The 21094-nt window shown below is 72.1% G+C and carries 18 protein-coding genes; 7 read left to right on the top strand and 11 right to left on the bottom strand.

The window, feature by feature from the left end; genetic code table 11:
* Positions 1 to 15 precede the first annotated feature (15 nt).
* Complete coding sequence (locus ACFVXE_RS24120) at positions 16 to 924, bottom strand: LysR family transcriptional regulator (protein WP_389673985.1); 909 nt, start codon at positions 922 to 924, stop codon at positions 16 to 18.
* Between the two features lie 99 nt (positions 925 to 1023).
* Here ACFVXE_RS24120 and lpdA point away from each other — a divergent pair, with 99 nt between their 5' ends.
* Positions 1024 to 2460, top strand: coding sequence for a dihydrolipoyl dehydrogenase (lpdA, locus tag ACFVXE_RS24115; RefSeq protein ID WP_389673983.1), 1437 nt, complete (start codon positions 1024 to 1026; stop codon positions 2458 to 2460).
* 14 nt (positions 2461 to 2474) lie between these two features.
* On the opposite strand, the gene ACFVXE_RS24110 is transcribed toward lpdA, so the two are convergent.
* Positions 2475 to 3068, bottom strand: coding sequence for a DUF1707 and FHA domain-containing protein (locus ACFVXE_RS24110; protein WP_389673981.1), 594 nt, complete (start codon positions 3066 to 3068; stop codon positions 2475 to 2477).
* A gap of 181 nt (positions 3069 to 3249) precedes the next feature.
* Between ACFVXE_RS24110 and ACFVXE_RS24105 the strand changes: the two genes are divergently transcribed.
* On the top strand, positions 3250 to 4203 hold the full coding sequence (locus ACFVXE_RS24105; protein ID WP_389673979.1) for a GNAT family N-acetyltransferase: 954 nt from the start codon (positions 3250 to 3252) through the stop codon (positions 4201 to 4203).
* A gap of 72 nt (positions 4204 to 4275) precedes the next feature.
* On the opposite strand, the gene ACFVXE_RS24100 is transcribed toward ACFVXE_RS24105, so the two are convergent.
* Positions 4276 to 5406, bottom strand: a complete 1131-nt coding sequence (locus ACFVXE_RS24100) for an alpha-L-fucosidase (RefSeq protein WP_389673977.1) — start codon at positions 5404 to 5406, stop codon at positions 4276 to 4278.
* Positions 5407 to 5536: 130 nt separating this feature from the next.
* Between ACFVXE_RS24100 and ACFVXE_RS24095 the strand changes: the two genes are divergently transcribed.
* Positions 5537 to 6763: an MFS transporter gene (locus ACFVXE_RS24095; RefSeq protein ID WP_389673975.1), complete on the top strand. Its 1227-nt coding sequence runs from the start codon at positions 5537 to 5539 to the stop codon at positions 6761 to 6763.
* Here the strand turns inward: ACFVXE_RS24095 and ACFVXE_RS24090 are convergent.
* Entirely contained in the window at positions 6752 to 8113 is a 1362-nt protein-coding gene (locus ACFVXE_RS24090; RefSeq protein WP_389673973.1) for a GH1 family beta-glucosidase, read from the bottom strand. The two genes, ACFVXE_RS24095 and ACFVXE_RS24090, sit on opposite strands and share 12 nt — an antisense overlap.
* Positions 8114 to 8270: 157 nt before the next feature.
* On the opposite strand from ACFVXE_RS24090, the gene treZ reads away from it, so the two are divergent.
* On the top strand, positions 8271 to 10031 hold the full coding sequence (gene treZ, locus ACFVXE_RS24085; protein WP_389673971.1) for a malto-oligosyltrehalose trehalohydrolase: 1761 nt from the start codon (positions 8271 to 8273) through the stop codon (positions 10029 to 10031).
* 134 nt (positions 10032 to 10165) lie between these two features.
* On the opposite strand, the gene ACFVXE_RS24080 is transcribed toward treZ, so the two are convergent.
* Positions 10166 to 11293, bottom strand: coding sequence for an aminopeptidase P family protein (locus tag ACFVXE_RS24080; protein ID WP_389673970.1), 1128 nt, complete (start codon positions 11291 to 11293; stop codon positions 10166 to 10168).
* A gap of 70 nt (positions 11294 to 11363) precedes the next feature.
* Positions 11364 to 11999 (bottom strand): nucleoside/nucleotide kinase family protein, encoded by a 636-nt coding sequence (locus tag ACFVXE_RS24075; RefSeq protein WP_389673968.1) that lies wholly within the window; start codon positions 11997 to 11999, stop codon positions 11364 to 11366.
* Positions 12000 to 12077: 78 nt separating this feature from the next.
* Here ACFVXE_RS24075 and ACFVXE_RS24070 point away from each other — a divergent pair, with 78 nt between their 5' ends.
* Positions 12078 to 12467 (top strand): VOC family protein, encoded by a 390-nt coding sequence (locus tag ACFVXE_RS24070; protein WP_389673966.1) that lies wholly within the window; start codon positions 12078 to 12080, stop codon positions 12465 to 12467.
* A gap of 124 nt (positions 12468 to 12591) precedes the next feature.
* Here ACFVXE_RS24070 and ACFVXE_RS24065 read toward each other — a convergent pair whose 3' ends face one another.
* Positions 12592 to 13059, bottom strand: a complete 468-nt coding sequence (locus ACFVXE_RS24065; protein WP_389673964.1) for a winged helix-turn-helix transcriptional regulator — start codon at positions 13057 to 13059, stop codon at positions 12592 to 12594.
* A 94-nt stretch (positions 13060 to 13153) separates the two neighbouring features.
* On the opposite strand from ACFVXE_RS24065, the gene ACFVXE_RS24060 reads away from it, so the two are divergent.
* Positions 13154 to 13648, top strand: a complete 495-nt coding sequence (locus ACFVXE_RS24060; RefSeq protein WP_389673962.1) for a PaaI family thioesterase — start codon at positions 13154 to 13156, stop codon at positions 13646 to 13648.
* 168 nt (positions 13649 to 13816) lie between these two features.
* On the opposite strand, the gene ACFVXE_RS24055 is transcribed toward ACFVXE_RS24060, so the two are convergent.
* The 4 genes from ACFVXE_RS24055 to ACFVXE_RS24040 form a co-directional block, all read right to left on the bottom strand.
* A complete protein-coding gene (locus ACFVXE_RS24055; protein ID WP_389673960.1) occupies positions 13817 to 14731 on the bottom strand; it encodes a LysR family transcriptional regulator in 915 nt (304 codons plus the stop codon).
* A gap of 109 nt (positions 14732 to 14840) precedes the next feature.
* On the bottom strand, positions 14841 to 16034 hold the full coding sequence (locus ACFVXE_RS24050) for a glycine C-acetyltransferase (protein WP_389673958.1): 1194 nt from the start codon (positions 16032 to 16034) through the stop codon (positions 14841 to 14843).
* Between the two features lie 54 nt (positions 16035 to 16088).
* Positions 16089 to 17117, bottom strand: a complete 1029-nt coding sequence (gene tdh / locus ACFVXE_RS24045) for an L-threonine 3-dehydrogenase (protein WP_389673956.1) — start codon at positions 17115 to 17117, stop codon at positions 16089 to 16091.
* 380 nt (positions 17118 to 17497) lie between these two features.
* A complete protein-coding gene (locus ACFVXE_RS24040; RefSeq protein ID WP_389673954.1) occupies positions 17498 to 17947 on the bottom strand; it encodes a DUF2690 domain-containing protein in 450 nt (149 codons plus the stop codon).
* A gap of 484 nt (positions 17948 to 18431) precedes the next feature.
* Between ACFVXE_RS24040 and ACFVXE_RS24035 the strand changes: the two genes are divergently transcribed.
* The gene (locus ACFVXE_RS24035) at positions 18432 to 20849 is read left to right on the top strand and encodes a GTPase-associated protein 1-related protein (RefSeq protein ID WP_389674038.1); all 2418 of its coding nucleotides are present in this window, start codon (positions 18432 to 18434) and stop codon (positions 20847 to 20849) included.
* The last annotated feature ends 245 nt before the right edge of the window (positions 20850 to 21094 follow it).

The following is a 21094-nucleotide window of genomic DNA, read 5'->3' as shown; positions in this document are numbered from 1 at the left end:
ATCACCGCGGCGGGCTCAGCGCAGTGGAGGTACGGCCGTTCGGGTGAGAGGGCCGGCCGTCCCCATGAGCTCCGTGAAAGCCGCCGCCGCCCCGGTCGGTTCCACCCGGGAGAAGACCGCAAGCTGCCGCCGCCAGGGCGGATCCACTGAGAGAACCGCGCAGTCCTCGCCGACCGCGCCCCGGACCATGTGCGCGGGGGCCGTCGCGACCCCGACGCCCGCCGCCGCCATCCGTACCGCTGTCGAGGTGTGTTCGGTCCGCACCGCCGTACGCGGCACGAAGCCGGCCAGGGCGCAGGCATGGTCGAGGAAGGGTCTGCCGTGGACGACGGGCTCCATCGCGCAGCGGACCCACGGCCGGTCGGCCAGCTCGTCGAGCCGCACCGAGGTGCGTCCGGCGAGGCGGTCGTCGAACGGGACGACCAGGACGACCTCCTCCGTGCCGATCGGGACGACCGGACCCTCCCAGTGCGCGGGGACCGGACCGACGGCGAGGTCGGCGACGCCGCGTTCGAGTTGTTCCTCCAGTGCCTCCGTGGTGGCGTATTCGTGGAGGACCAGGCCGACTGCGGGGTGCGCGGCCCGCCATCGGGCGAAGATGTCGGGGAGGATGCCGACGGCCACCGCGTGCACGGTCGCGATGTGCAGTTCACCGCCCTCCGCACCCGCCGCGGCCCTGGCCGCCCGCCGGGCCTGGGCGGCGCTGCGCACCGAGCGCTCGGCGTGGGGCAGGAAGGCGCGCCCCATCGGGGTGAGGCGGACACCGCGCGGCAGGCGTTCCAGCAGGGCGCCGCCGACGGCCCTCTCCAGCGACTTGATCTGGTGGGAGAGCGCCGGCTGAGTGACGTGGAGCAGTTCGGCGGCCCGGGTGAACGACGACTCCTCGACGACGGCGAGGAAGTACTCCATCTGCCGCAGGCTCATCGTGCGTGCTCCCAAGGCCGGTTGACATGAAAGCTGTGCATGGGAACCAGATATACATTGCCTTGGACTCATGTCATGGGCCGGGCCGAGGCTGGGGCCATGAACGACTCGAGGAACACAACGGAAGCCGGCACACGCGAAACCGATGTACTGGTGATCGGCGGTGGTACCGGCGGATACTCCACCGCCCTGCGGGCGGCCTCCCTCGGTCTGGAGGTGGTGCTCGCCGAGCGGGAGAAGGTCGGCGGCACCTGTCTGCACCGCGGTTGTATCCCCAGCAAGGCGATGCTGCACGCCGCCGAGCTGGTCGACGGTATCGCGGAGGCGCGCGAGCGGTGGGGGGTGAAGGCGACCCTGGACTCGGTGGACTGGCCGGCGCTGGTCGCCACCCGGGACGCGATCGTGTCACGCAACCACCATGGCGTGGAAGCTCATTTGGCCCATGCCTCCGTCGAAGTGGCTCATGGACAGGCCGAGTTGACCGGTCCGCGCACTGCGCGTATCACCGGGTACGGGGACGTCGCCGTACGCCGTGGCATCGTCCTCGCGACCGGTTCCCGGCCGCGGATGCTGCCGGGCCTGGCGGCCGACGGGCGGCGCGTCGTCACCAGCGACGACGCGCTGTTCGCCCCGGGGCTGCCGGGGTCGGTGCTGGTGCTGGGAGGTGGGGCGATCGGCGTCGAGTACGCCTCGTTCCACCGGTCGATGGGCGCCGAGGTCACCCTGGTGGAGGCGGCCGAACGTCTCGTGCCGCTGGAGGACGCCGACGTGTCGCGGCATCTGACCCGGGGGCTGAGGAAGCGGGGCATCGATGTGCTGGCGGGGGCGCGGCTCTCGGACACGGCCGTGCTGGACGACGGGGTACGTGCCACCGTACGCACCGCGCGGGGGGAGATCCGGACCGTGACGGCCGAACGGCTGCTCGTCGCCGTGGGGCGGACGCCGGTGACGGAAGGTCTCGGTCTCACGGCGGCCGGACTGGCCACCGACGAGCGGGGACACGTCGCACCGGCGGACTGGACGCGTCTGGAGACCGCCGTCCCCGGTATCCACGTGGTGGGCGATCTGCTGCCCCCGCCGTCCCTCGGTCTGGCCCATGCCTCTTTCGCCGAGGGCCTGTTGGTCGCCGAGACCCTGGCCGGTCGCGCCCCGGCGGCGGTGGACTACGCGACCGTCCCGCGGGTCACGTACTCCTCCCCGCAGACCGCCTCGGTGGGCCTGACCGAGGCCGAGGCGCTCAACTCCGGGCGCGAGGTCACCGTCAACACCATGCCGCTGACCGCCGTGGCCAAGGGCATGGTGCACGGCCGGGGCGGCCTGGTGAAGGTCGTCGCCGAGCGGGGTGGCCGGGTCCTCGGCGTCCATCTGGTCGGGCCGAACGTCTCCGAGATGATCGCCGAGAGTCAGCTGATCGTCGGCTGGGACGCCGAACCGTCCGATGTGGCCCATCACATCCACGCCCATCCGACGCTCTCCGAGGCCGTCGGTGAGGCATTCCTCACCCTCGCCGGGCGCGGCCTCCACCAACAGGCGTGACCCGCGTCCCTGTCTCAGGCCGGACGGCCGGGGAGGGCCGGGGGGCCGGGCGGCTTCGGTGCGGGCGCGGAGAGCCGGAACGTGATCCGGCCGAAGCTCACCTGGTCCCCGTCCCGCACCGACACCGCACCGGTCACCCGCTGCCCGTTCACGCAGGTGCCGTTGGTCGAGCCGAGGTCGCGCAGGATCCACCGGCCGCTCTGCACGGTGAGTTCGGCATGCTTGCGCGAGACGGTCTCATGGGTGAGCCGCAGCCCGTTCGCCGGGTCACGGCCGATGAACAGGGGGTACGGGCTGGGCGTGGGCAGCAGCAGCTTCGGGAGCCGTTCGGCCTGCCAGGCCCTGCGTACCCGGGCGGGGAAGCCGGAGACCGCCCCCACGGCCCGGAACAGTCCCCGCGCCCAGCGTCCCTCGCTCCGCAGGTCGGCGGTGAGCGCCGCCAGCTCCTCCGGGCGGTGGGCGGCCAGGGCCAGTTCCATCCGCCGTACGAAGGTGTCGTGCGAGAGCCTGCCCTGTGCGGCGCCTTCTCTGAGCACATCGAGAACACGGTCACGCTGGGCGTCGGAGACCCGCGCGGGATACGTGTGGAACTCGAAGGGCGACGTCACAGGATCGATTGTCGGGCCGACCGGCCCAGGGTGTCCAGAACAACCCCGCTTTCTCCCGCTCCTGACCTGCGCGGCACCCGCCGCCTGAATATCCGGGGCGCGTTCCGGCGGACGTTGCTACTGTCTGCCACCGCGCGCCGCACGGTGATCGCCGGGCGGCCCGGCGCCTCAAGGAGACTTTGTGACCGTTGTTCCCCCGGCTCTGACCGTCCGTCCGCTCACCGGACCGGACGAACTGGCCCTGTTCCACCGTCTGTCGTACGTCCTCGACCACGAGCTGGCCGACGACCTCGCGACGGGGCGCCGCCGCCCCGAGTGGATGTGGGTGGCGCTGCGCGGCGACCGCGTGGTCGCACGCATCGCCTGGTGGAGCCAGGGCGGCGACATACCCCTCGCGCTCGACTTCTTCGACCTCGACGACACCCTGCCCGAACCGGAGCGCACCGAGACGGGCCTGCGGCTGCTGGAGGAGGCGACGGCGGCGGTCGTCCCCGCCGGGGTCCCGCGCCCCGAGTACGGTCGCTTCGTACCGCCGGACTGGCGCGAGGACCCGGTGGCCCGCGACCTCGTGGAGGCGCGGATACGGGTGATGGAGCGCACCGGAGCACGGATGCTCGTCGAGCGGCTGCGCCTGGAGTGGCGGGCCGGTACCCCGGTGCCTGCCGACAGCGGCCGGCTGCGGTTCCGCCCGGTGGCCGGGCGCGAGGATCTCCTCGCGCTGATGACCCCGGTGATGGAGGGCACGCTCGACGCGCACGGCCAGGAGGACCTGGCGTCCGGGCTGTCCGCCCGCGAGGCCGCGGAGAAGCATTACGACGAGGAGCTCGGCACGTACGGCACCCCGCGCGCGTGGTGGCGTGTCGCCGAACTCCCGGACGGCGAGCCGGTCGGGTTCGTGGTCCCCGCACGCAACAACTACAACCCGATCATCGCGTACATCGGCGTGCTGCCCGCGCAGCGCGGCCACGGCTACATCGACGACCTGCTCACCGAGGGCACCCGGGTGCTCGCCGCGCAGGACGGTGTGGAGCGGATCCGGGCGGCGACGGACCTCGGCAATGTTCCGATGGCGAAGTCCTTCGCGCGCCTGGGGTACGTCAACTTCGAGCGCGCGTTCAACATGGTCTGGAGCTAGGGCGCGTCCTGTCCGGTCGGGCGGATACCGGATCCGGGCCGCCGGGTACACGCGTCCCGGCGTCCCATCCGGTCAGCCGGGAACGCATCCGTCCGCTGCGAGACCCGGGGTGAGCTCCGCCAGCCAGTTCAGGCGGAGCTGCTGCTCGGCGGGGATGGCCGCGTCCTCGCCGCGCGGCCCCACGTTGAGCAGCAGGTTGCCGCCCGCGGCGGCGGTCTCCGTGACCAGTGACGTCAGTGCGGGGCGGCTGAGGAAGTCGTCGGGCGACGAGTTCCGGTTGTAGCCGAAGCTGTGGTCGATGCCCCGGGTTATCTCGTACGGGTCCGGGCCGGTGTAGCGGGCGAACTCCGGGGTGCGGAAGTCGTAGTACGGGGGCTTGCGCGGCACGAAGCCCTCGCCCTGCGCGATGGTGCGGCGCTCCCACCGGTCGTACAGGGCCTTGGCCCCGGGCAGTTGCAGTGCCCTCCACATCGGCGCGTACGGGAAGAGACGGTCGTTGACGACGCCGTGCGGAACCGTGAAGCGGTAGTACTCGATGAGCCGCTGGACGTCGGCGCGCGAGCCCGGCCAGGCGATGTCGTTCCACAGGATGTCGGGACGGTAGCGCCGGATCAGTTCCCGCATCTGGGCGTCGGCGTACGCGGGGTAGGCCCCGCGCGGCACGGCGGAGACCGTGTCCGCGCCGGTGCCGATGGGCCGGTCGTCGAAGGTCCAGTCGAGGCCGCCGGAGTAGTAGACCCCGAAGCGCAGCCCTTCGGCGCGGGCCGCCTCGGCGAACTCGCCGACCACGTCGCGGCTGGTGTGCCAGCCGGTGCGGTGCGGGTTGCGGACCTCGGACGGCCAGAGGCAGAAGCCGTCGTGATGCTTGGTGACGAGGACGGCGTAGCGGGCGCCGGCGGCGCGGAAGCTGCGCGCCCAGGCCGCCGGGTCCCAGTTCTCCAGCGCGTCGTTGAAGTCGTGGCCGAAATCGGTGTACGGGCGGGTGCCGTACTCCGCCCGGTGATGGGCCGAGACGGGACTGGCGGGGAAACGAAGCCCGTTCTCGTACCACTCGGCGTACGAGGTCCAGCCGAGCGGTGTCCGGCGGCCCGCGAGGGGCAGCTCGTCCACCGGGACGTACGGCGGGGCCCAGCCCGGTACGGACGCGGGTGTCCAGTGCACGAAGATTCCCAGCTGGGCCCGGGACCACCATGAAGCAACCATGGCGCGAAGTATTGATCATCGAGGGGGCCGTTCGTAAGATCCGGGCAACCCGGGCCCTCGTCCGGGGCACCTCCGGGGCACTTCCGACCGTGATGGCTACGGGCACCACCGAGCTGATGGCGAGCGGCCGATGACCGTGGACGACCCCCGCACCGAACCGCAGTCCCGCGTCGGCGTCGGCTGGATCGGTGGCCTGGTCCTGGCCAACCTGGGCCTGTACATGGCCTTCCTCACCCCGATCCAGGTGCTGCTCGCGGAGCAGATCGACGATCTGACCCCGTCCGGCAAGGAGGTCGCGCTCGGCTGGGCGACCGGTGTCGGGGCGCTCGTGGCGGTGGTCGCCAACCCCCTCGCGGGTGCGCTGTCGGACCGTACGGTCGGCAGGTTCGGCCGCCGGCACCCGTGGATCGTGGGCGGGGCGGTGGTCGGCGCGGCCGGTCTGGCGGTGACGGCGGCGCAGACGACGGTGGCCGGGGTGGCGATCGGCTGGTGCCTGGCGCAGCTGGGGCTGAACGCGATGCTGGCCGGTACCAACGCGGTGGTGCCGGACCAGGTGCCGGTACGGCAGCGGGCGGCGGTGTCGGGGTACATCGGGATTCCGCAGACGCTGGGGCTGGTCCTCGGTGTGCTGCTGGTGTCGGTGGCGGTGACCGGGACCGCCGCGGGATATATGGTGCTGGCGGGGCTGGTGGTGCTGTGCGCGCTGCCGTTCGTGGTGCTGACCCGTGATCCCGGCCCGGTGCGGACGCCGGCGGCCGCGGTACGACTGAAGGACTTCTGGGTGAGTCCGCGGCTCCATCCGGACTTCGGCTGGGCGTGGCTGACCCGGTTCCTCGTCCAGCTGGGCAACGCGATCGGCACGCTCTACCTGCTGTATTTCCTCAAGGACGCGGTGCACTACCCGGACCCGGACCTCGGCGTGCTGTATCTGACGCTGCTCTACACCGGCGGTGTGGTGGTGACGGCCGTCGCGGGCGGGATCGTGTCGGACCGGCTGGGCAGGCGGAAGATGATGGTCAGCGCGTGCTCGATGGTGATGGCCGCCGGGTCGCTCCTGCTGACGTTCTGGCACACCTGGCCGGTGGCGATGGTAGCGGCGGTGCTGCTCGGACTCGGCTTCGGGATCTATGTGGCGGTCGACCAGGCACTGATCACCCAGGTCCTGCCCGCGGCCGAGGACCGGGCGAAGGATCTGGGGGTCATCAACATCGCCAACTCCGCGCCCCAGGTGCTGGGCCCCGCGCTGGCCGCTCCGGTCGTGGCCTACGCGGGCGGCTACGCGGGGCTCTACCTGCTGTCCACCGTGGTGACGGCGGTGGGCGGGGTGCTGGTGTGGCGGATCCGGTCAGTCGGCTGAACCGTTCGCCTTCTGGCTGCGGATGACGTCGCGGTACCAGGCGTACGACTCCTTGGGGGTGCGGCGCAGCGTCTCGTAGTCGATGTGGACCAGCCCGAACCGCTTGCCGGCACCCTCGGTCCACTCGATGTTGTCGGTCAGCGACCAGGTGAAGTAACCGCGGACGTCGACGCCTTCGTCGATGGCCTCGCGGAGCGCGCCCAGGTGGCCCTCGAGAAACGCTATCCGGCGGGTGTCGGCGACGGCCTCGTCGACGGCGCAGCCGTTCTCGGTGATGTAGAGCGGCGGCAGCCGGTCGCCGTAGCGGTCGCGCAGCTGGACGAGGGTCTCGCGCAGCCCGTCGGGCACCACGGGCCATCCGAAGTCGGTCTTCTCGTAGCCCTCGATCTCACGGATGCCGAAGGGGAGTTCGGCGGGCATCGTGAAGCCGGAGAAGCTGTCGAGGGCGTCCGCCGCCCTGGGGGCGCCGACCAGGGTGGGGCTGTAGTAGTTGACCCCGTACCAGTCGAGCGGGGCGGAGATGGTCCTGAGGTCGTCCTCGACCGGTCCCGGCATCAGCGCGGCGACGCCCTCGTCGGGATAACGGCCGGTCAGGACCGGGTCGGCGAACATCCAGTTGGTGAGCGTGTCGTACAGCCCGGCGCCGAGCCGGTCCTCCTCGGACTCCCCCGCGGTCCAGACGGGGGTGTGCGAGACGGCGATGCCGATGTTGGCGGCGCCGGCCGCCCGCAGCGCCCGGACGCCGAGTCCGTGCGCGAGGAGCTGGTGGTGGGCGGCGGGCAGGGCGTCGAAGAGGAGGGTACGGCCGGGGGCGTGCTCGCCGAGCGCGTAGCCGAGCATGGTCACCTCGGCGGGTTCGTTGATGGTGATCCACATCGGTACCCGGTCGGCGAGCCGTTCGGCGACGATGCCCGCGTACTCGGCGAAACGGTAGGCGGTGTCCCGGTTGAGCCAGCCGCCCGCCTCGTCGAGCGGCAGCGGGGTGTCCCAGTGGTAGAGAGTGGGGGCCGGGGTGATGCCGTGGGCGCAGAGTTCGTCGACGAGCCGGTCGTAGAAGTCGAGTCCCGCCGCGTTGACGGGTCCGCGGCCGCCGGGTACCACGCGCGGCCAGCTGACGGAGAACCGGAAGGCGTCGGCGCCGAGACCCGCCAGCAGAGTGACGTCCTCGCGGTAGCGCTCGTGGAAACCGGTGCCCCGGGTGGTGTCGGCGCCGTCCTTGATCCGTCCCCGTGCGGCGAAGGCGTCCCAGCCGGAAGGGCCCTTGCCGTCTGTGTCGGCAGCTCCTTCGGTCTGGAAGGCGGAGGCTGATGCGCCCCAGAGGAATCCCGGCGGAAACGTCGGCACAGTCATCTCGGCCTCCATCAGCCGTACGTATGAGCAGAACCCGGTCGGGCAATGATCAGGACCAGACCTTATTCGCCAGTGACGTGCTCGATCCAGAGTCGCGGGCCGGTGATCGTGACTTCTGCCGACCATGGGGCCGGAACGAGGAGACAAGGAGCGACGCATGCTGTTCGAGGTGTGGGCACCGGAGGCCGGCTCGGTCGGTCTGCGGCTGACGGGCGAGCTGCGGGCGATGGAGCGCGACCCCGCACGGACCGGATGGTGGACGGCCGAGGCGGAGGCTGCGGACGGCGACCGGTACGGCTTCGTCCTCGACGACGGACCGGTCCTGCCCGATCCGCGCTCGCGCCGCCAACCGGACGGCCCGGACGGCGAGAGCGCCGTGGTCGACCAGGAGGCGTACACCTGGCGCGCCCGATGGGCGGGGCGCGGGCTGCCGGGCGCCGTCCTGTACGAGCTGCATGTCGGCACCTACACCCGGGAGGGCACCTTCGCCGCCGCCGCCGCGCGGCTCGGGCACCTCGCCGAGCTGGGCGTCACGCATGTGTCGCTGATGCCCGTCTGCCCGTTCCCCGGCACACACGGATGGGGGTACGAGGGGGTGTCGCTGTGGGCCGTGCACGAACCGTACGGCGGCCCGGACGGACTGAAGCGATTCGTCGACGCCGCGCACGGCCTCGGTCTCGCGGTGGTCCTCGACGTGGTCCACAACCACCTCGGCCCGTCCGGGAATCATCTGCCTTCCTTCGGGCCGTACTTCACCGATACGCACCACACTCCGTGGGGCGCCGCGGTCAACCTCGACGCCGCCGGATCGGACGAGGTCCGAGCGTATCTGCTGGGCAGCGCGCTCGGCTGGCTGCGCGACTACCGGCTCGACGGGCTGCGGCTCGACGCCGTCCACGCACTCGCCGACACCCGGGCGCTGCCCTTCCTGGAGGAACTGTCCGAGGCGGTCGACACGCTCGCCGCCGAGCTCGGCCGCCCGCTGTCGCTGATCGCCGAGTCCGACCTGTGCGACCCGCGTACGACGACGCCGCGCTCCTCGGGCGGCACCGGGCTGCACGCCCAGTGGAACGACGACTTCCACCATGCCCTGCACACGGCCCTGACCGGCGAGTCCCAGGGCTACTACGCCGACTTCGCCGCCGCTCCGCTGACCGCCGTCGCCAAGACCGTGACGAACGCCTTCTTCCACGACGGCACCTACTCCAGCTTCCGCGGCCGTACGCACGGGCGCCCCGTCGACGTCTCCGGCAGCGCCGCCCACCGCTTCGTCGGCTACGCGCAGACCCACGACCAGATCGGCAACCGGGCGCTCGGCGACCGGCTCGCCGCCACGCTCTCCCCCGGGCTGCTGGCCTGCGCGGCGGCCCTGGTGCTGACCGGCCCGTTCACCCCGATGCTGTTCATGGGCGAGGAGTGGGGAGCCCGCACCCCCTGGCAGTTCTTCACCGACCACACCGATCCGGAGCTCGCCGATGCGGTACGCAACGGCCGGCGGCGGGAGTTCGCTGCACACGGCTGGGCGGCCGACGACATCCCGGACCCGCAGGACCCGGCCACCCGGCACCGCTCCTGCCTGGACTGGACCGAACCGGAACGCGAACCGCATGCCCGCCTGCACGCCTGGTACCGGGAGCTGATCGCGCTGCGCCGCGTCATGGCCGACCTCTCGGACCCGGATCTGGCGTCGGTGAAGACGGCCCACGACGAGTCGGCGCGCTGGCTGGCCTACCGCAGGGGCGATCTCCGGGTCGCGGTCAACCTGGCGGCGGCGCCGGCCACGATTCCGCTCGGCGGCGGGCGGAACCGGAACGGCGGCGGCCGGGTGCTGGCCGCCTGGGAAACGGTGGCGGCGCCGGAGAAGGACGGCTTGCTGCACCTGCCGGCGGAGTCGTGCGTGGTGCTCGCCGACGACTGACGCCTCGCGACGCCGCTCCGGCCCGCCCGTGTTCCGCTTCGACTCGCCCGCGCTGAAGCGCCCTTGGCCCCGCAGCCCCCGGTGGGACCGGACGGAAGGAATCCAGGAAGCAGCGATCCGCTCCCCCGGTCCCGCTACTCGACGATTGCCAGCTCGCGCGCGGTGGTGTTCAGCCGCTGTCCGCCGTCCTCCGTGACGGTCACGATGTCCTCGATGCGGACGCCGAACCGGCCCGGCAGATAGATGCCGGGCTCCACGGAGAAGCACATCCCGGGCACCAGCGGCTGCTCCTCGCCCTCGATCATGTACGGGGGCTCGTGGGTGGTGACGCCGATGCCGTGGCCGGTGCGGTGGATGAAACGCTCGCCGTACCCGAACTCGGTGATGACGGCGCGGGCCGCCCGGTCGATCTCCTGGCAGGCGATCCCGGGCCGGACCGCCCGGCAGCCGGCGTCCTGCGCCTCCCGCACGATGTCGTGGACCCGCTGCTCCTCGGCGGTGGGTTCACCGACGTGGACCGTACGGGAGGTGTCGGAGCCGTAGCCGTGCTTGAGGCCGCCGAAGTCGAGCACCACCATGTCGCCGCCCACGATGGTGCGGTCGCCCGCCTCGTGGTGCGGGTTGGCGCCGTTCGGGCCGGAGCCGACGACGGTGAAGTCGACCTGCGAGTGACCGAACTGCTTGAGCAGCGCCGCCAGATCGGCGGCGACCTCGGTCTCCTTCCGGCCGGAAAAACGGACCTTCAGGATCTCCTCGTACGTGGCGTCGGCGGCAGCGCCCGCCGCCGCGAGCCGTTCCAGTTCGGCGGCGTCCTTGACCGCCCGCAGCATCGGCAGGGCCTGCGTGAGCGAGACGTACGAGGTGCCGGGGAGGAACTGCTGAAGCCCGAGCAGATGCATCGCCCAGGCGTTGTCACTGATCCCGAACCGGCCGCCCGCGTCGAGCAGCGGGGCGCTCACGGCGTACGGGTCCTTGCCGTCGGTCCAGTCGCGCAGGGTCAGGGCCGGGGAGCCGACGGCCCGCTCGGCGTCGGGTGCCTCCAGGGTGGGGACGACGAGGACCGGGTCCTCGCCCGCCCTGAGGACCAGGAGCGTCAGGCGTTCGGTGTTCACCGGCTGGTAGCCGGTGAGGTGGACGAGGTCCGGGCCCGGCGCGACCAGAACACCCGCGAGCCCCGCCTCTGCCGCGGACCGGGCGGCCCGCTCCATCCTCGCCCGGTAGTCGTCTGCGGTGAACGGCACGGGCTGGTTCAGGCTGGACATGCGGACCTCCTGGCGACGCGACGGGGCAGACAGCATCCTGCCCGGCCGCGAGAGCGGGCGCGAGTGGGAATCAGGGCGCCGTCCGGAGACGGACCACGAGGTCGGCACGGTCCCTGCCACCGGCGACGAGCCGCGCGTTGACCTCGTCGGACCCGGCGACCCAGCGCTCGGCGTACGGCCGCGGCTTGCCGAACCGCACATGGCGGTCGATGAGCCGGCGGACCCGTTCGTCCGGCTCCAGGTCGAGGAACCACACCTCGTCGAGCAGCCCGCGCACCGGCGCCCACGGTCCTTCGTCATGGAGGAGGTAGTTGCCTTCGGTGACGACGAGCGGGATGTCCGGAAGTACGGGAATGGCGCCGGCGATCGGCTCCTCCAGGGCGCGGTCGAAGGCGGGGGCGTAGACGGGCCCGTGATCCCCGGGCGTGCGCAGGCGTCGGAGCAGGGCGGCGTATCCGGCGGCGTCGAAGGTGTCGGGGGCACCCTTGCGGCCGGCGCGGCCGAGGCGGTCCAATTCGGCCTGCGCGAGATGGAAGCCGTCCATCGGGACGAGGACGGCGAGCCCGCCCAGCCCGTCGACCAGCCGCTCGGCGAGCGTGGACTTCCCGGCGCCGGGCGGCCCCGCGATGCCGAGGATGCGGCGCCGGCCGGGGACAGCGAGCCGGCGGGCACGGGCCGACAGTTCACCGACGTCACTCGTCTGCATGCGGCGCATTGTTCCGGCACGAGCGGCATCCTCGATAGTGTTACGTATAACCAGACTCCGTACCTTCGAGGAACCGCCATGTCACACATCGCCCTGGTCACCCTGGTCGTCCGCGACTACGACGAGGCCATCTCCTTCTACACGGACGCCCTCGGCTTCGAGCTCGTCGAGGACACCGACCGCGGGGACGGCTCCCGGTGGGCGGTCGTCGCGCCGCGCGGCGCGACGCAGGGCACGGGGCTGCTGCTGGCCCGCGCCAAGGACGAGGGCCAGCGGGCGAGCGTCGGGGCGCAGACCGGCGGCCGGGTCGGCTTCTTCCTGCACACCGAGGACTTCGCGGCCGACCATGCGCGGATGCTGGCGGCCGGCGTGCACTTCCTGGAGGAGCCGCGCCACGAGCCGTACGGCTCGGTCGCGGTCTTCGAGGACCTCTACGGCAACCGTTGGGACCTGCTGCAGCCCGCGTGAGCCGGCCCGAGACGTTCCCGCCGCGGCGGACTCCGGCGGGACGGGATCGATCCGTCGCTGCCGCAGGGCCTCGGAATGCAGGCGCCGACGACCGATACGAAGGGGTCAACTCGCCTGCAGCCACTCAGCCGTGAGGTCTGGCCGCAGGTCCGGGCAGGACCGTGACCTCCGCCGGGGTGAGCGCGGCATGCTCACCGGAGCACTCGACCACGACCCGCACCGGGGCGCCGCAATCGCTGTGCCGGATGTCCAGGACCGGCCCCTCGGCATCGGCGACGTAGGTCTCGCCCCACTGCCTGAGCGCCACGAGAACGGGCCAGAGATCCCGACCCTTGCGAGTCAGGCGATATTCGTGCCGGGTCCGGCTGCCCTGCTCCTGATACGGGACGGTCTGCAGGACCCCGGCCGCGACCAGCTTGCGGAGCCGACCGGCCAGGACCGCCTCCGAGAGCCCCACGTGCCGGCGGAAGTCGTCGAAGCGGCGCACCCCGTTGAAGGCGTCACGCAGGATCAGCAGCGTCCACTTCTCGCCGACCACGTCGAGGGTGCGCTGGACCGTGCAGTTCTCCGTGCTCATCTCCAGCCACTTCATCCCGTCATGCTAGCCCGCCTGGCTCCTATATTGACAGTCAGCTGCAGCGACAGCTAGCTTCATCGAACAAAGCCAGATGAGGAGGATCAGCCGCATGGGACGGTCACGTACATACGAATGGGAAGATCCGGCGGTCTCGGCGGCCGCCGTCGGGCAGACCACAGGTCTGGAGTTCGTGCGCGAGATCGCCGCAGGACGGCTGCCCGGCGCTCCGATCGCCGCCACCCTGGACTTCACTCTCGACGAAGCCGAGCACGGGCGCGTGGTGTTCTCGCTGGTCCCGGGCGAGGAGCACTACAACCCCATCGGCAGCGTGCACGGCGGGGTCTACGCCACACTGCTGGACTCGGCCGCCGGCTGCGCGGTGCAGACCACCCTGCCACCGGGCATGGGGTACACCTCGCTCGACCTGACCGTGAAGTTCCTGCGCCCCGTCACCGTCGACACCGGCAGGATCCGCGCCGTCGGCACGGTCATCAGCGGCGGCCGCCGCACCGCCCTCGCCGAGGCCCGGCTGCTCGACGGGAAGGACCGCCTGCTCGCTCACGCCACCAGTACATGCATGCTGCTTCCACTGCCGGCGCCCTGACCCTCCGAGGGCTGCAACGGCCTCGGGCCGAGCCCTTCGTGGCGAGGCGCAGACGTTCATGAAGCGCGCGAAGTGGCGGGCCGGCACGCCGGCGGCCGGCTACGCGTACGAAGCGGTGCAAGCCCGTCCGGTGATCGAGGCCGGAGCCCGCCGCAGGCTGACGCCCACTCAGCCGGCAGGCAACCGCACCGCCGCACCCCGCAACGCATCGAGCACCGGCTTGATCAGCGGATGCCCCTCGGCCCCGTGCCGCACCGCCGCGAACACCCGCCGGGTCGGTGCGCTGCCCTCCACCGGCCGCACCACCACGCCCGCGAGGTCCATCCCCCGCAGCGCCCATCTCGGCACCAGCGCCACTCCGGCGCCTGCTCCGGCGAGCGCCACCACGGCCCGGAAGTCGTCGGAGGAGTGTTCGAGCTTGGGCTGGAAGCCGGCGAACTCGCAGGCCAGGACCACCACGTCATGGCACGGGTTGCCCGGATACTGACCGATCCACGGGTCCTTCTCCAGGTCCGCGATCGTCACCTGGTCCTGGTCGGCCAGCCGGTGGCCCATCGGCAGCACCGCGTCGAACGGCTCCGAGTACAGCGGCACCCGGGTCAGCCGCCGGTCGTCCTCGTCCGGCGCGCCCCGGTATTCGACGGCGACCGCCACATCGACCTGCCGGTCGAGCACCATGGGCACGCTCGCATCGCCCTCCGCGTCCTGGACCCGTACCCGTATACCGGGCGCGGTCAGCGTCAGCTCGGTGATCGCCGGGGCGAGCACCAGGCCGATCCCCGTGGCGAACGCGGCGACCGTGACCGTACCGGCGTCCCCCGCGCTGTAGGCGGCGAGCTCCGCCTCGGCCCGTTCCAGCTGGGCGAGCACCGCATTGGCGTGCGTCAGCAGGATCTCCCCGGCCGCGGTGAGCCGGACCCCCCGGGCGCTGCGGTCGACCAGCCGGTGGCCGGTCTCCTGCTCCAGTGCGGCGAGCTGCTGCGAGACGGCGGACGGCGTCAGATACAGCGCGGCGGCTGCCGCGGTCACGGTGCGGTGGTCGGCCACCGCACGGAGGATACGCAGCCGCCGTGCATCGATCATGCGATCCATTGTCCCAGGTACCGCGGGATGTCCGGGTCCTGGGACCGGGCGGGGAGGCCGGGATCGCCGGAGGCCCGGGACCGTCCGGTCCCGGGCCTCCGGCGGGCTACTACTCGCCCAGCGCGGCCCGCGCGTCGACGAACGCGTCCACCGCACGGTTCACGTCGTCGGTCGAGTGCGCGGCCGAGAGCTGCACGCGGATGCGTGCCGCGCCCTGCGGGACGACCGGGTAGGAGAACCCGATCACGTACACACCGCGCTCCAGGAGCAGCTCCGCCATCCGGCCTGCCTTCGCCGCGTCCCCGATCATCACGGGGGCGATGGCGTGGTCGCCGGGCAGGATGTCGAAGCCTTCCTCGGTCATCCGGGTGCGGAAGAGCGCGGTGTTGGCATTCAGCCGCTCGCGCAGGTCGCCGGCGGACTCCAGCAGGTCGATGACCTTGAGTGAAGCCGCCGCGATGACCGGGGCGAGGGAGTTGGAGAAGAGGTACGGGCGGGAACGCTGGCGCAGCAGCGCGACGATCTCGGCGCGGGCCGCGACGTAGCCGCCGGACGCGCCGCCGAGCGCCTTGCCGAGGGTGCCGGTGATGATGTCGACGCGGTCCATGACGTCGTGCAGCTCCGGCGTGCCGCGGCCGCCGGGTCCGACGAAGCCGACGGCGTGCGAGTCGTCGACCATGACCATGGCATCGTACCGGTCGGCCAGATCACAGATCTCACGGAGCGGCGCGACGTACCCGTCCATGGAGAACACGCCGTCCGTGACGATGAGCCGGCGTCGCGCCCCGGACGCCTCCTTGAGCTGCTGCTCCAGGTCGTCCATGTCACGGTTGGCGTAGCGGAAGCGCTTGGCCTTGGAGAGACGGATGCCGTCGATGATGGAGGCGTGGTTGAGGGCGTCGGAGATGACCGCGTCCTCCGGGCCGAGGACGGTCTCGAAGACTCCGCCGTTGGCGTCGAAGCAGGAGGAGTAGAGGATCGTGTCCTCCTGGCCGAGGAACGACGAGAGCCGCTGCTCCAGCTCCTTGTGGACCTCCTGCGTACCGCAGATGAAGCGGACCGAGGCCATTCCGTAGCCCCAGCGGTCCAGCGCGTCGTGGGCGGCGGCGATCACGTCGGGGTGGTCGGCGAGGCCCAGGTAGTTGTTGGCGCAGAAGTTCAGCACCTCGCCGGCGCGGCCGCCCGCGGTGACGGCGACGGTCGCGGACTGCGGGGTGCCGATCACGCGCTCCGGCTTGTGCAGTCCGGCGGCCTTGATCTCGTCGAGGGTGGTGCGCATGTCGTCGCGTACGGAGTCGAACATGAAGGGTGTCTCCTGGTGTGTACGGGCGGTGTGTACGGGCCGGTACGGGGCCGGTCAGACGGTCCAGTCGAGGATGACCTTGCCACCGCGTCCGCTCGCCGCGTCGTCGAAGGCCGCTTCGAAGTCGCGGTAGCCGTACCGTCCGGTGATGACCGGGGCGAGGTCGAGGCCGCCCTCCAGGAGCACGGACATGGCGTACCAGGTCTCGTACATCTCGCGGCCGTAGATGCCCTTGATCGTGATCATCGAGGTGACGATGCGCGACCAGTCGACGGCGAACTCCTCGGACGGCAGTCCGAGCATGGCGATCCGTCCGCCGTGCGTCATGTTCGCGATCATGTCGCGCATCGCCTCGGGGCGACCGGACATCTCCAGACCGACGTCGAAGCCCTCCCGCAGACCGAGGTGGCGCTGTCCGTCGGCGATGGTCTCCTCGGCGACGTTGAGGGCGAGGCTGACACCGACCTTGCGGGCCAGGTCGAGGCGGGCCTCGCTGACGTCGGTGATGACGACGTTGCGGGCACCGGCGTGCTTCGCGACGGCGGCGGCCATGATGCCGATCGGTCCGGCGCCGGTGATCAGTACGTCCTCGCCGACCAGCGGGAACGACAGCGCGGTGTGCACGGCGTTGCCGAACGGGTCGAAGATCGCGGCGACGTCCAGGTCGACGGGGACCCGGTGCACCCAGACGTTGGAGGCGGGCAGCGCGACGTACTCGGCGAACGCACCGTCCCGGCCGACGCCGAGTCCGAGGGTGGAGCGGCACAGGTGGCGGCGTCCGGCCAGACAGTTGCGGCACTTCCCGCAGACCAGGTGGCCCTCGCCACTGACCAGCTCGCCGACGGCGAGGTCGACGACGTCGGCACCGATCGCGGCGATCTCGCCGACGAACTCGTGGCCGAGGACGAGCGGCGTCTTCACGGCCTGCTGGGCCCAGCCGTCGTAGTTGCGGATGTGCAGGTCGGTGCCGCAGATGCCGGTACGGAGCACCTTGATCAGCACGTCCGAGGGGCCGATCTCCGGCTCGGGAACGTCCATCAGCCAGAGTCCGGGCTCGGCCTTGTGCTTCACGAGTGCCTTCACGGCTGCGGCTCCCTGTACCTGTGCGTGGTGAGAACCCCGGGCCGGGGGCAGCCGAAAGGGAGCCTGCGGCCCGGGGAAGATGAGAGGGACGGCATGGGGGGGCAGCACGCGGTGATCGGCTGCCGCGCACCATCCTGCGCCGTCAGGGAGAAATCTGCCGCACCCCGCGCCCCAGGTCCATCGAGGATTTCTTAAGCGCGGCCGCAGCTCCGCTTCATGCCCGCGCCGACCGGCGCGGGCCCGCCCGCCCGTCGGGTCGGACGGGCGGTGCGGTCGGCCGCGGGACCCGGTCGGCTCCCGCGGCTAGCACTTGGTCCATCCGGTGGACACGTACCGCGCCCGCCGACGTGTCCCCCGGCGGGCGGCCTCGAACGTCCGCATCAATGCCAGACGGTGCACGCCCAGTCGCCACCGCTGCCGTAGTCCTCGACGCAGGCCCGGTACCGGTCGCTCGACCACACCATGGGCGTGTACGCGACCCGTGCGAACGAGGCGGACTCCACATATGTCGCACCCCGCTGGACCTGGATCTTGAAGCGGTACCCGTCGAATCCCTTCGGGACGTAGGCCCACGCGGCGCTGCACGCGGCGGAGACCCGCAGCTGGACCACGGGCCCGCCGCCGTCCGACCTGACGCGGTCGAGGGTTCCGGCCCCTCGGTCACACTTCGTCGTGTGCGGGTTCCTCCCCGCACAGGACGCCCCCCTGCACCCGGCGGCCTGCGGGGCCCGGGGGTGGACCACCGGCGTCACCCCGGCGCTCGCGGACGGCGCCAAGGCCCCCACCGCCACCAGCGCAGCGGCCACGGCACCGATTCGCACACGCATCATCCGTCCTCCTGACGATCGATGATCACGGAATTGATCAAGGAATTTATAGCGTTATGTGCGTAATTGCCGCCACCGTGTCGACGTTCCGATGACACGGGAGGGTGATATGTCACACCGAACCCTCCCGGACCGTCATGATCCGTGCGGCAGACGCCTGTTGTCCGGTGCCGGGCGGCGGGCGCGCCCCCGCCCCGTACCGCCCGTAGCCGGTGCGGCCGGCCCGAGCCGGTGAACTTCCTCCCGGCCGGGCCGACATGGGAGAGACCGCTCGGACCGAATGCTTCCGTCGCAGTTGCCCGGATCACGTTTCGGCAGCGTGCCTGCGGGAGCGACGCGCCTTGATAGCGTCGCTCCCGCGATCGCGGACCGCTCCCCGCCGGGGTCGTCGCCGCGCCCGTACGGCCGGTCCATGACGGACCGACGACGTGGGCAGTGCGTGCTGTCACCCGGGGACGTACGCGGCAAGGACGAAGAGGGCCGACGCATGAGCCTCGCGCAGTTGCACTACTCCTCCGTCTCTGCGGGTGACGACGGGGTCGGCGCACGGTTCACGGCGGTCGGTGGCGGCATACCCACACCGGTGCTGACCGAAGCGGAGCAGCTGCTCGGTTACGAGACTCCGGCCGGGGCTCCGTACCATCCGACGGCAGCGGAACTCCGTTCGTTCCCCGAGGCGTTCAGTTTCAGCGCGCTCTCCGACGGCAGCCATCTGCTGAGCCGCACCGTGGCGCTCGGGGGATCCGGTGCCGGTCGCTTCCACGCACATGCGGTGCACCTTCCGGCCGGTACCCGACTGCCGGGCGACGCGCTCCCGATCACGGCGTGGCGGTCTCCGGGCTGGGCGTCGGCCACACCGGACGGCGGCACACCGGACCGGATATCCGCCCTGCCCGCCTCCGCCGCCTTCGGGCAGGAGGCACTCAACGACTTCGCGGTCTCCCGCAGCCCCTGGCTCGCGGGGGTCTTCGCCGATCTGCGGCAGGTGTGCGAGAGAGCGTCGTCGGCGCAACTGGTCCTCGTGGAGCGGCAGAGCGCGGACGTCGCCCGGTGGATCGCGCTGGCCGGAGCCGTCCTGCCGCCGGAACACGCCCAGCGGCTGACGTTCACCACCTACACCCGCCGTCCGGCGCACTCCCCGCACCAGGTCATCGGCGTTCTGCCGGACGACGCGCACGGGCTGGTCCACTCAGGCCTCCACGTCCACACGTGTACCGGCGCGGCCCCGGAGAGCCAGGCGGACGACGTCTGGGCGGAGACCGTCGCCCGGATCTGGCGCGGCCGCGCCCCGGAGCTCTTCCGGGCGGCGGCCGCGCTGCCGGGCGAACCCTTCGCCGCCGGGCCGCTCGCCTTCACCGCCCTGCACGCCGGCATCGCACTCGGGCCGAACAGCCGCGCCGCGGCCGCGGATTGGGCGGCCGCGCGGCCGTACGCACTGGACGAGCAGCAGATGCACCGGCTGACCACCGCGCTCACGGCACCGGCCGACGACCGCACCGCCGCCGAGTCGATGTCCGTGGCCAGGCTGCTGGCGGCACTCGAAGGCCGGGCCCCCGCCACCACCACGGCGCCGCTCGCCGCGCTGCTGGTGACGGAGGCGGTACGGCGCAACGACGTCGCACTCGCGCTCCCGCCGCGTTCGGCGTTCGCCGAACCCGCCGCCGTGCAGGAGCTGGCCGGCGGACTCGGCCCTGACCTGCTCGCCGAACTCACCCCGGGTACGGCGGAATCCACCGACGGGACGACCATCGGGCGCCAGGTGCAGCTGCTCCGGATCGCCCGGCTGCTCGACATCGACCTCACGGCCGAACTCCCTTCCGTCGCCCGGCACATGGCCCGGACACTGCTCGCAGCTCCGGCGCCGGAGAGCGGTCCGGCGCTCCTCGACCTCCTGGACGAACAGTTCGACGTGCGTACGGCGCTCCTGGGTGAACTGGACCAGCTCGCCCTGGCCGCACCCTCCGCCGCCGAAGAGCTCCTCGCCCGGGTGGCCCTCCCCTTCACCGGTACTCAGGCGCTGCCGCATCTGCGGATGTGCGCGGAGGCGCCCCGCGCGAAGGAGCAGGGATCCGACCGCATGGCGGCGCTGCGCCCGGTGCTTCGCGCCGCCGGGTTCTCACCGTTCGCGGAGCCGCTGGTGCTGCGGACCGCGGTGGGGCTGATCTGGGGCGACGAGACTCCGACGGCGGGTGAGGCGCGGCTCCTCCTCGGCGAGTCCGGCTCCGACTCGCACCGGACGGCCGGTACGTGGTCGCACCTGGTCGCCGCCGCGCTCTCCGCGCCCGCCGACGACGTCGAGGCCGCCGAACTCGCCCATGACCTGCTGCGCTGCTTCCCGCAGGAGATCGGCACCCGGGTCCGGGGAGCGCTGAGGCTGCTGGAGTTCGCCCGCGACGTACGGTCAGGCTCCGCGGCCGCCGGCTGGCCGGCGGCCGCCGCGGCACTGCGCGCCCACGCCGAACCAGTGGAGGCCACCGTGTTGGAGCACGCCTACGGCGCCCTCGCCCGCCGCCTGCTGGCACCGGACCGGCCCGAGGCGGAGCTGTACGCCTTTGTGCACAGCGACGACCCGGACCTGATCGCCGCCTACGGCAGGGCGGCCCGCCACGGCGACGTCCTGGACCGGCTGCGGTCCGAACCGTCCTACGTGGCCGACTGTTTCACCGTCTGGAGCTCCCACCCCCACGCGGGCCGGAGCTGGAACGAGACCCGGACCGCGCTGCTGGAGGAAGTACTGCGCCCGGTGGTGCGCGGCCTGTCGGGCAACGGGATCGCCGCGGTGGAGCGGGCCGTCGAGGGCTCGGCGAGCAGCCGTACGGCGGAGGCGTTCCGGACGTGGAACCGGCCGGTCACGTTCGGCCGCCGCCTGGGGAGCAGGCTGGCGGCGCGGGTACGGCGGCCGTAGGGCCTGTCCGGAGCTGTGATCAGTGGTGGGGAAAAGGATGGGGGGATGATGCGCGGCCCGGTACCTCGCCCGGCATCTCGGCCGGTCGGTCACCTCGCCGGCCTGAGGTGAGCGTCCGCGCCGACCGGTCTGCCGATCGGGCGACGCTGCCGCGGCCCGGGTCGGGGCCTCCGCCGCCTCCAGCGCCGCCAGACCTCCGGTTCCACCACCGTCCCGGCCGCATCGTGAGGGGCGTGGGCCACCGT

Source organism: Streptomyces sp. NPDC058231 (genome assembly GCF_042882275.1).
Taxonomy (GTDB): domain Bacteria; phylum Actinomycetota; class Actinomycetes; order Streptomycetales; family Streptomycetaceae; genus Streptomyces.
This window is presented reverse-complemented; position numbering and strand designations above follow the sequence as displayed.

Bases quoted from the DNA above. Each gene is read 5' to 3' on its own strand.
- ACFVXE_RS24075 (WP_389673968.1), bottom strand. From the start codon at position 11,999: ATGCAGACGAGTGACGTCGGTGAACTGTCGGCCCGTGCCCGCCGGCTC.
- ACFVXE_RS24095 (WP_389673975.1), top strand. From the start codon at position 5,537: ATGACCGTGGACGACCCCCGCACCGAACCGCAGTCCCGCGTCGGCGTC.
- ACFVXE_RS24120 (WP_389673985.1), bottom strand. From the start codon at position 924: ATGAGCCTGCGGCAGATGGAGTACTTCCTCGCCGTCGTCGAGGAGTCG.
- ACFVXE_RS24060 (WP_389673962.1), top strand. From the start codon at position 13,154: ATGGGACGGTCACGTACATACGAATGGGAAGATCCGGCGGTCTCGGCG.
- ACFVXE_RS24090 (WP_389673973.1), bottom strand. From the start codon at position 8,113: ATGACTGTGCCGACGTTTCCGCCGGGATTCCTCTGGGGCGCATCAGCC.
- ACFVXE_RS24040 (WP_389673954.1), bottom strand. From the start codon at position 17,947: ATGATGCGTGTGCGAATCGGTGCCGTGGCCGCTGCGCTGGTGGCGGTG.
- ACFVXE_RS24055 (WP_389673960.1), bottom strand. From the start codon at position 14,731: ATGATCGATGCACGGCGGCTGCGTATCCTCCGTGCGGTGGCCGACCAC.
- ACFVXE_RS24035 (WP_389674038.1), top strand. From the start codon at position 18,432: ATGAGCCTCGCGCAGTTGCACTACTCCTCCGTCTCTGCGGGTGACGAC.
- ACFVXE_RS24100 (WP_389673977.1), bottom strand. From the start codon at position 5,406: ATGGTTGCTTCATGGTGGTCCCGGGCCCAGCTGGGAATCTTCGTGCAC.
- ACFVXE_RS24050 (WP_389673958.1), bottom strand. From the start codon at position 16,034: ATGTTCGACTCCGTACGCGACGACATGCGCACCACCCTCGACGAGATC.
- ACFVXE_RS24070 (WP_389673966.1), top strand. From the start codon at position 12,078: ATGTCACACATCGCCCTGGTCACCCTGGTCGTCCGCGACTACGACGAG.
- ACFVXE_RS24065 (WP_389673964.1), bottom strand. From the start codon at position 13,059: ATGAAGTGGCTGGAGATGAGCACGGAGAACTGCACGGTCCAGCGCACC.
- lpdA (WP_389673983.1), top strand. From the start codon at position 1,024: ATGAACGACTCGAGGAACACAACGGAAGCCGGCACACGCGAAACCGAT.
- ACFVXE_RS24080 (WP_389673970.1), bottom strand. From the start codon at position 11,293: ATGTCCAGCCTGAACCAGCCCGTGCCGTTCACCGCAGACGACTACCGG.
- treZ (WP_389673971.1), top strand. From the start codon at position 8,271: ATGCTGTTCGAGGTGTGGGCACCGGAGGCCGGCTCGGTCGGTCTGCGG.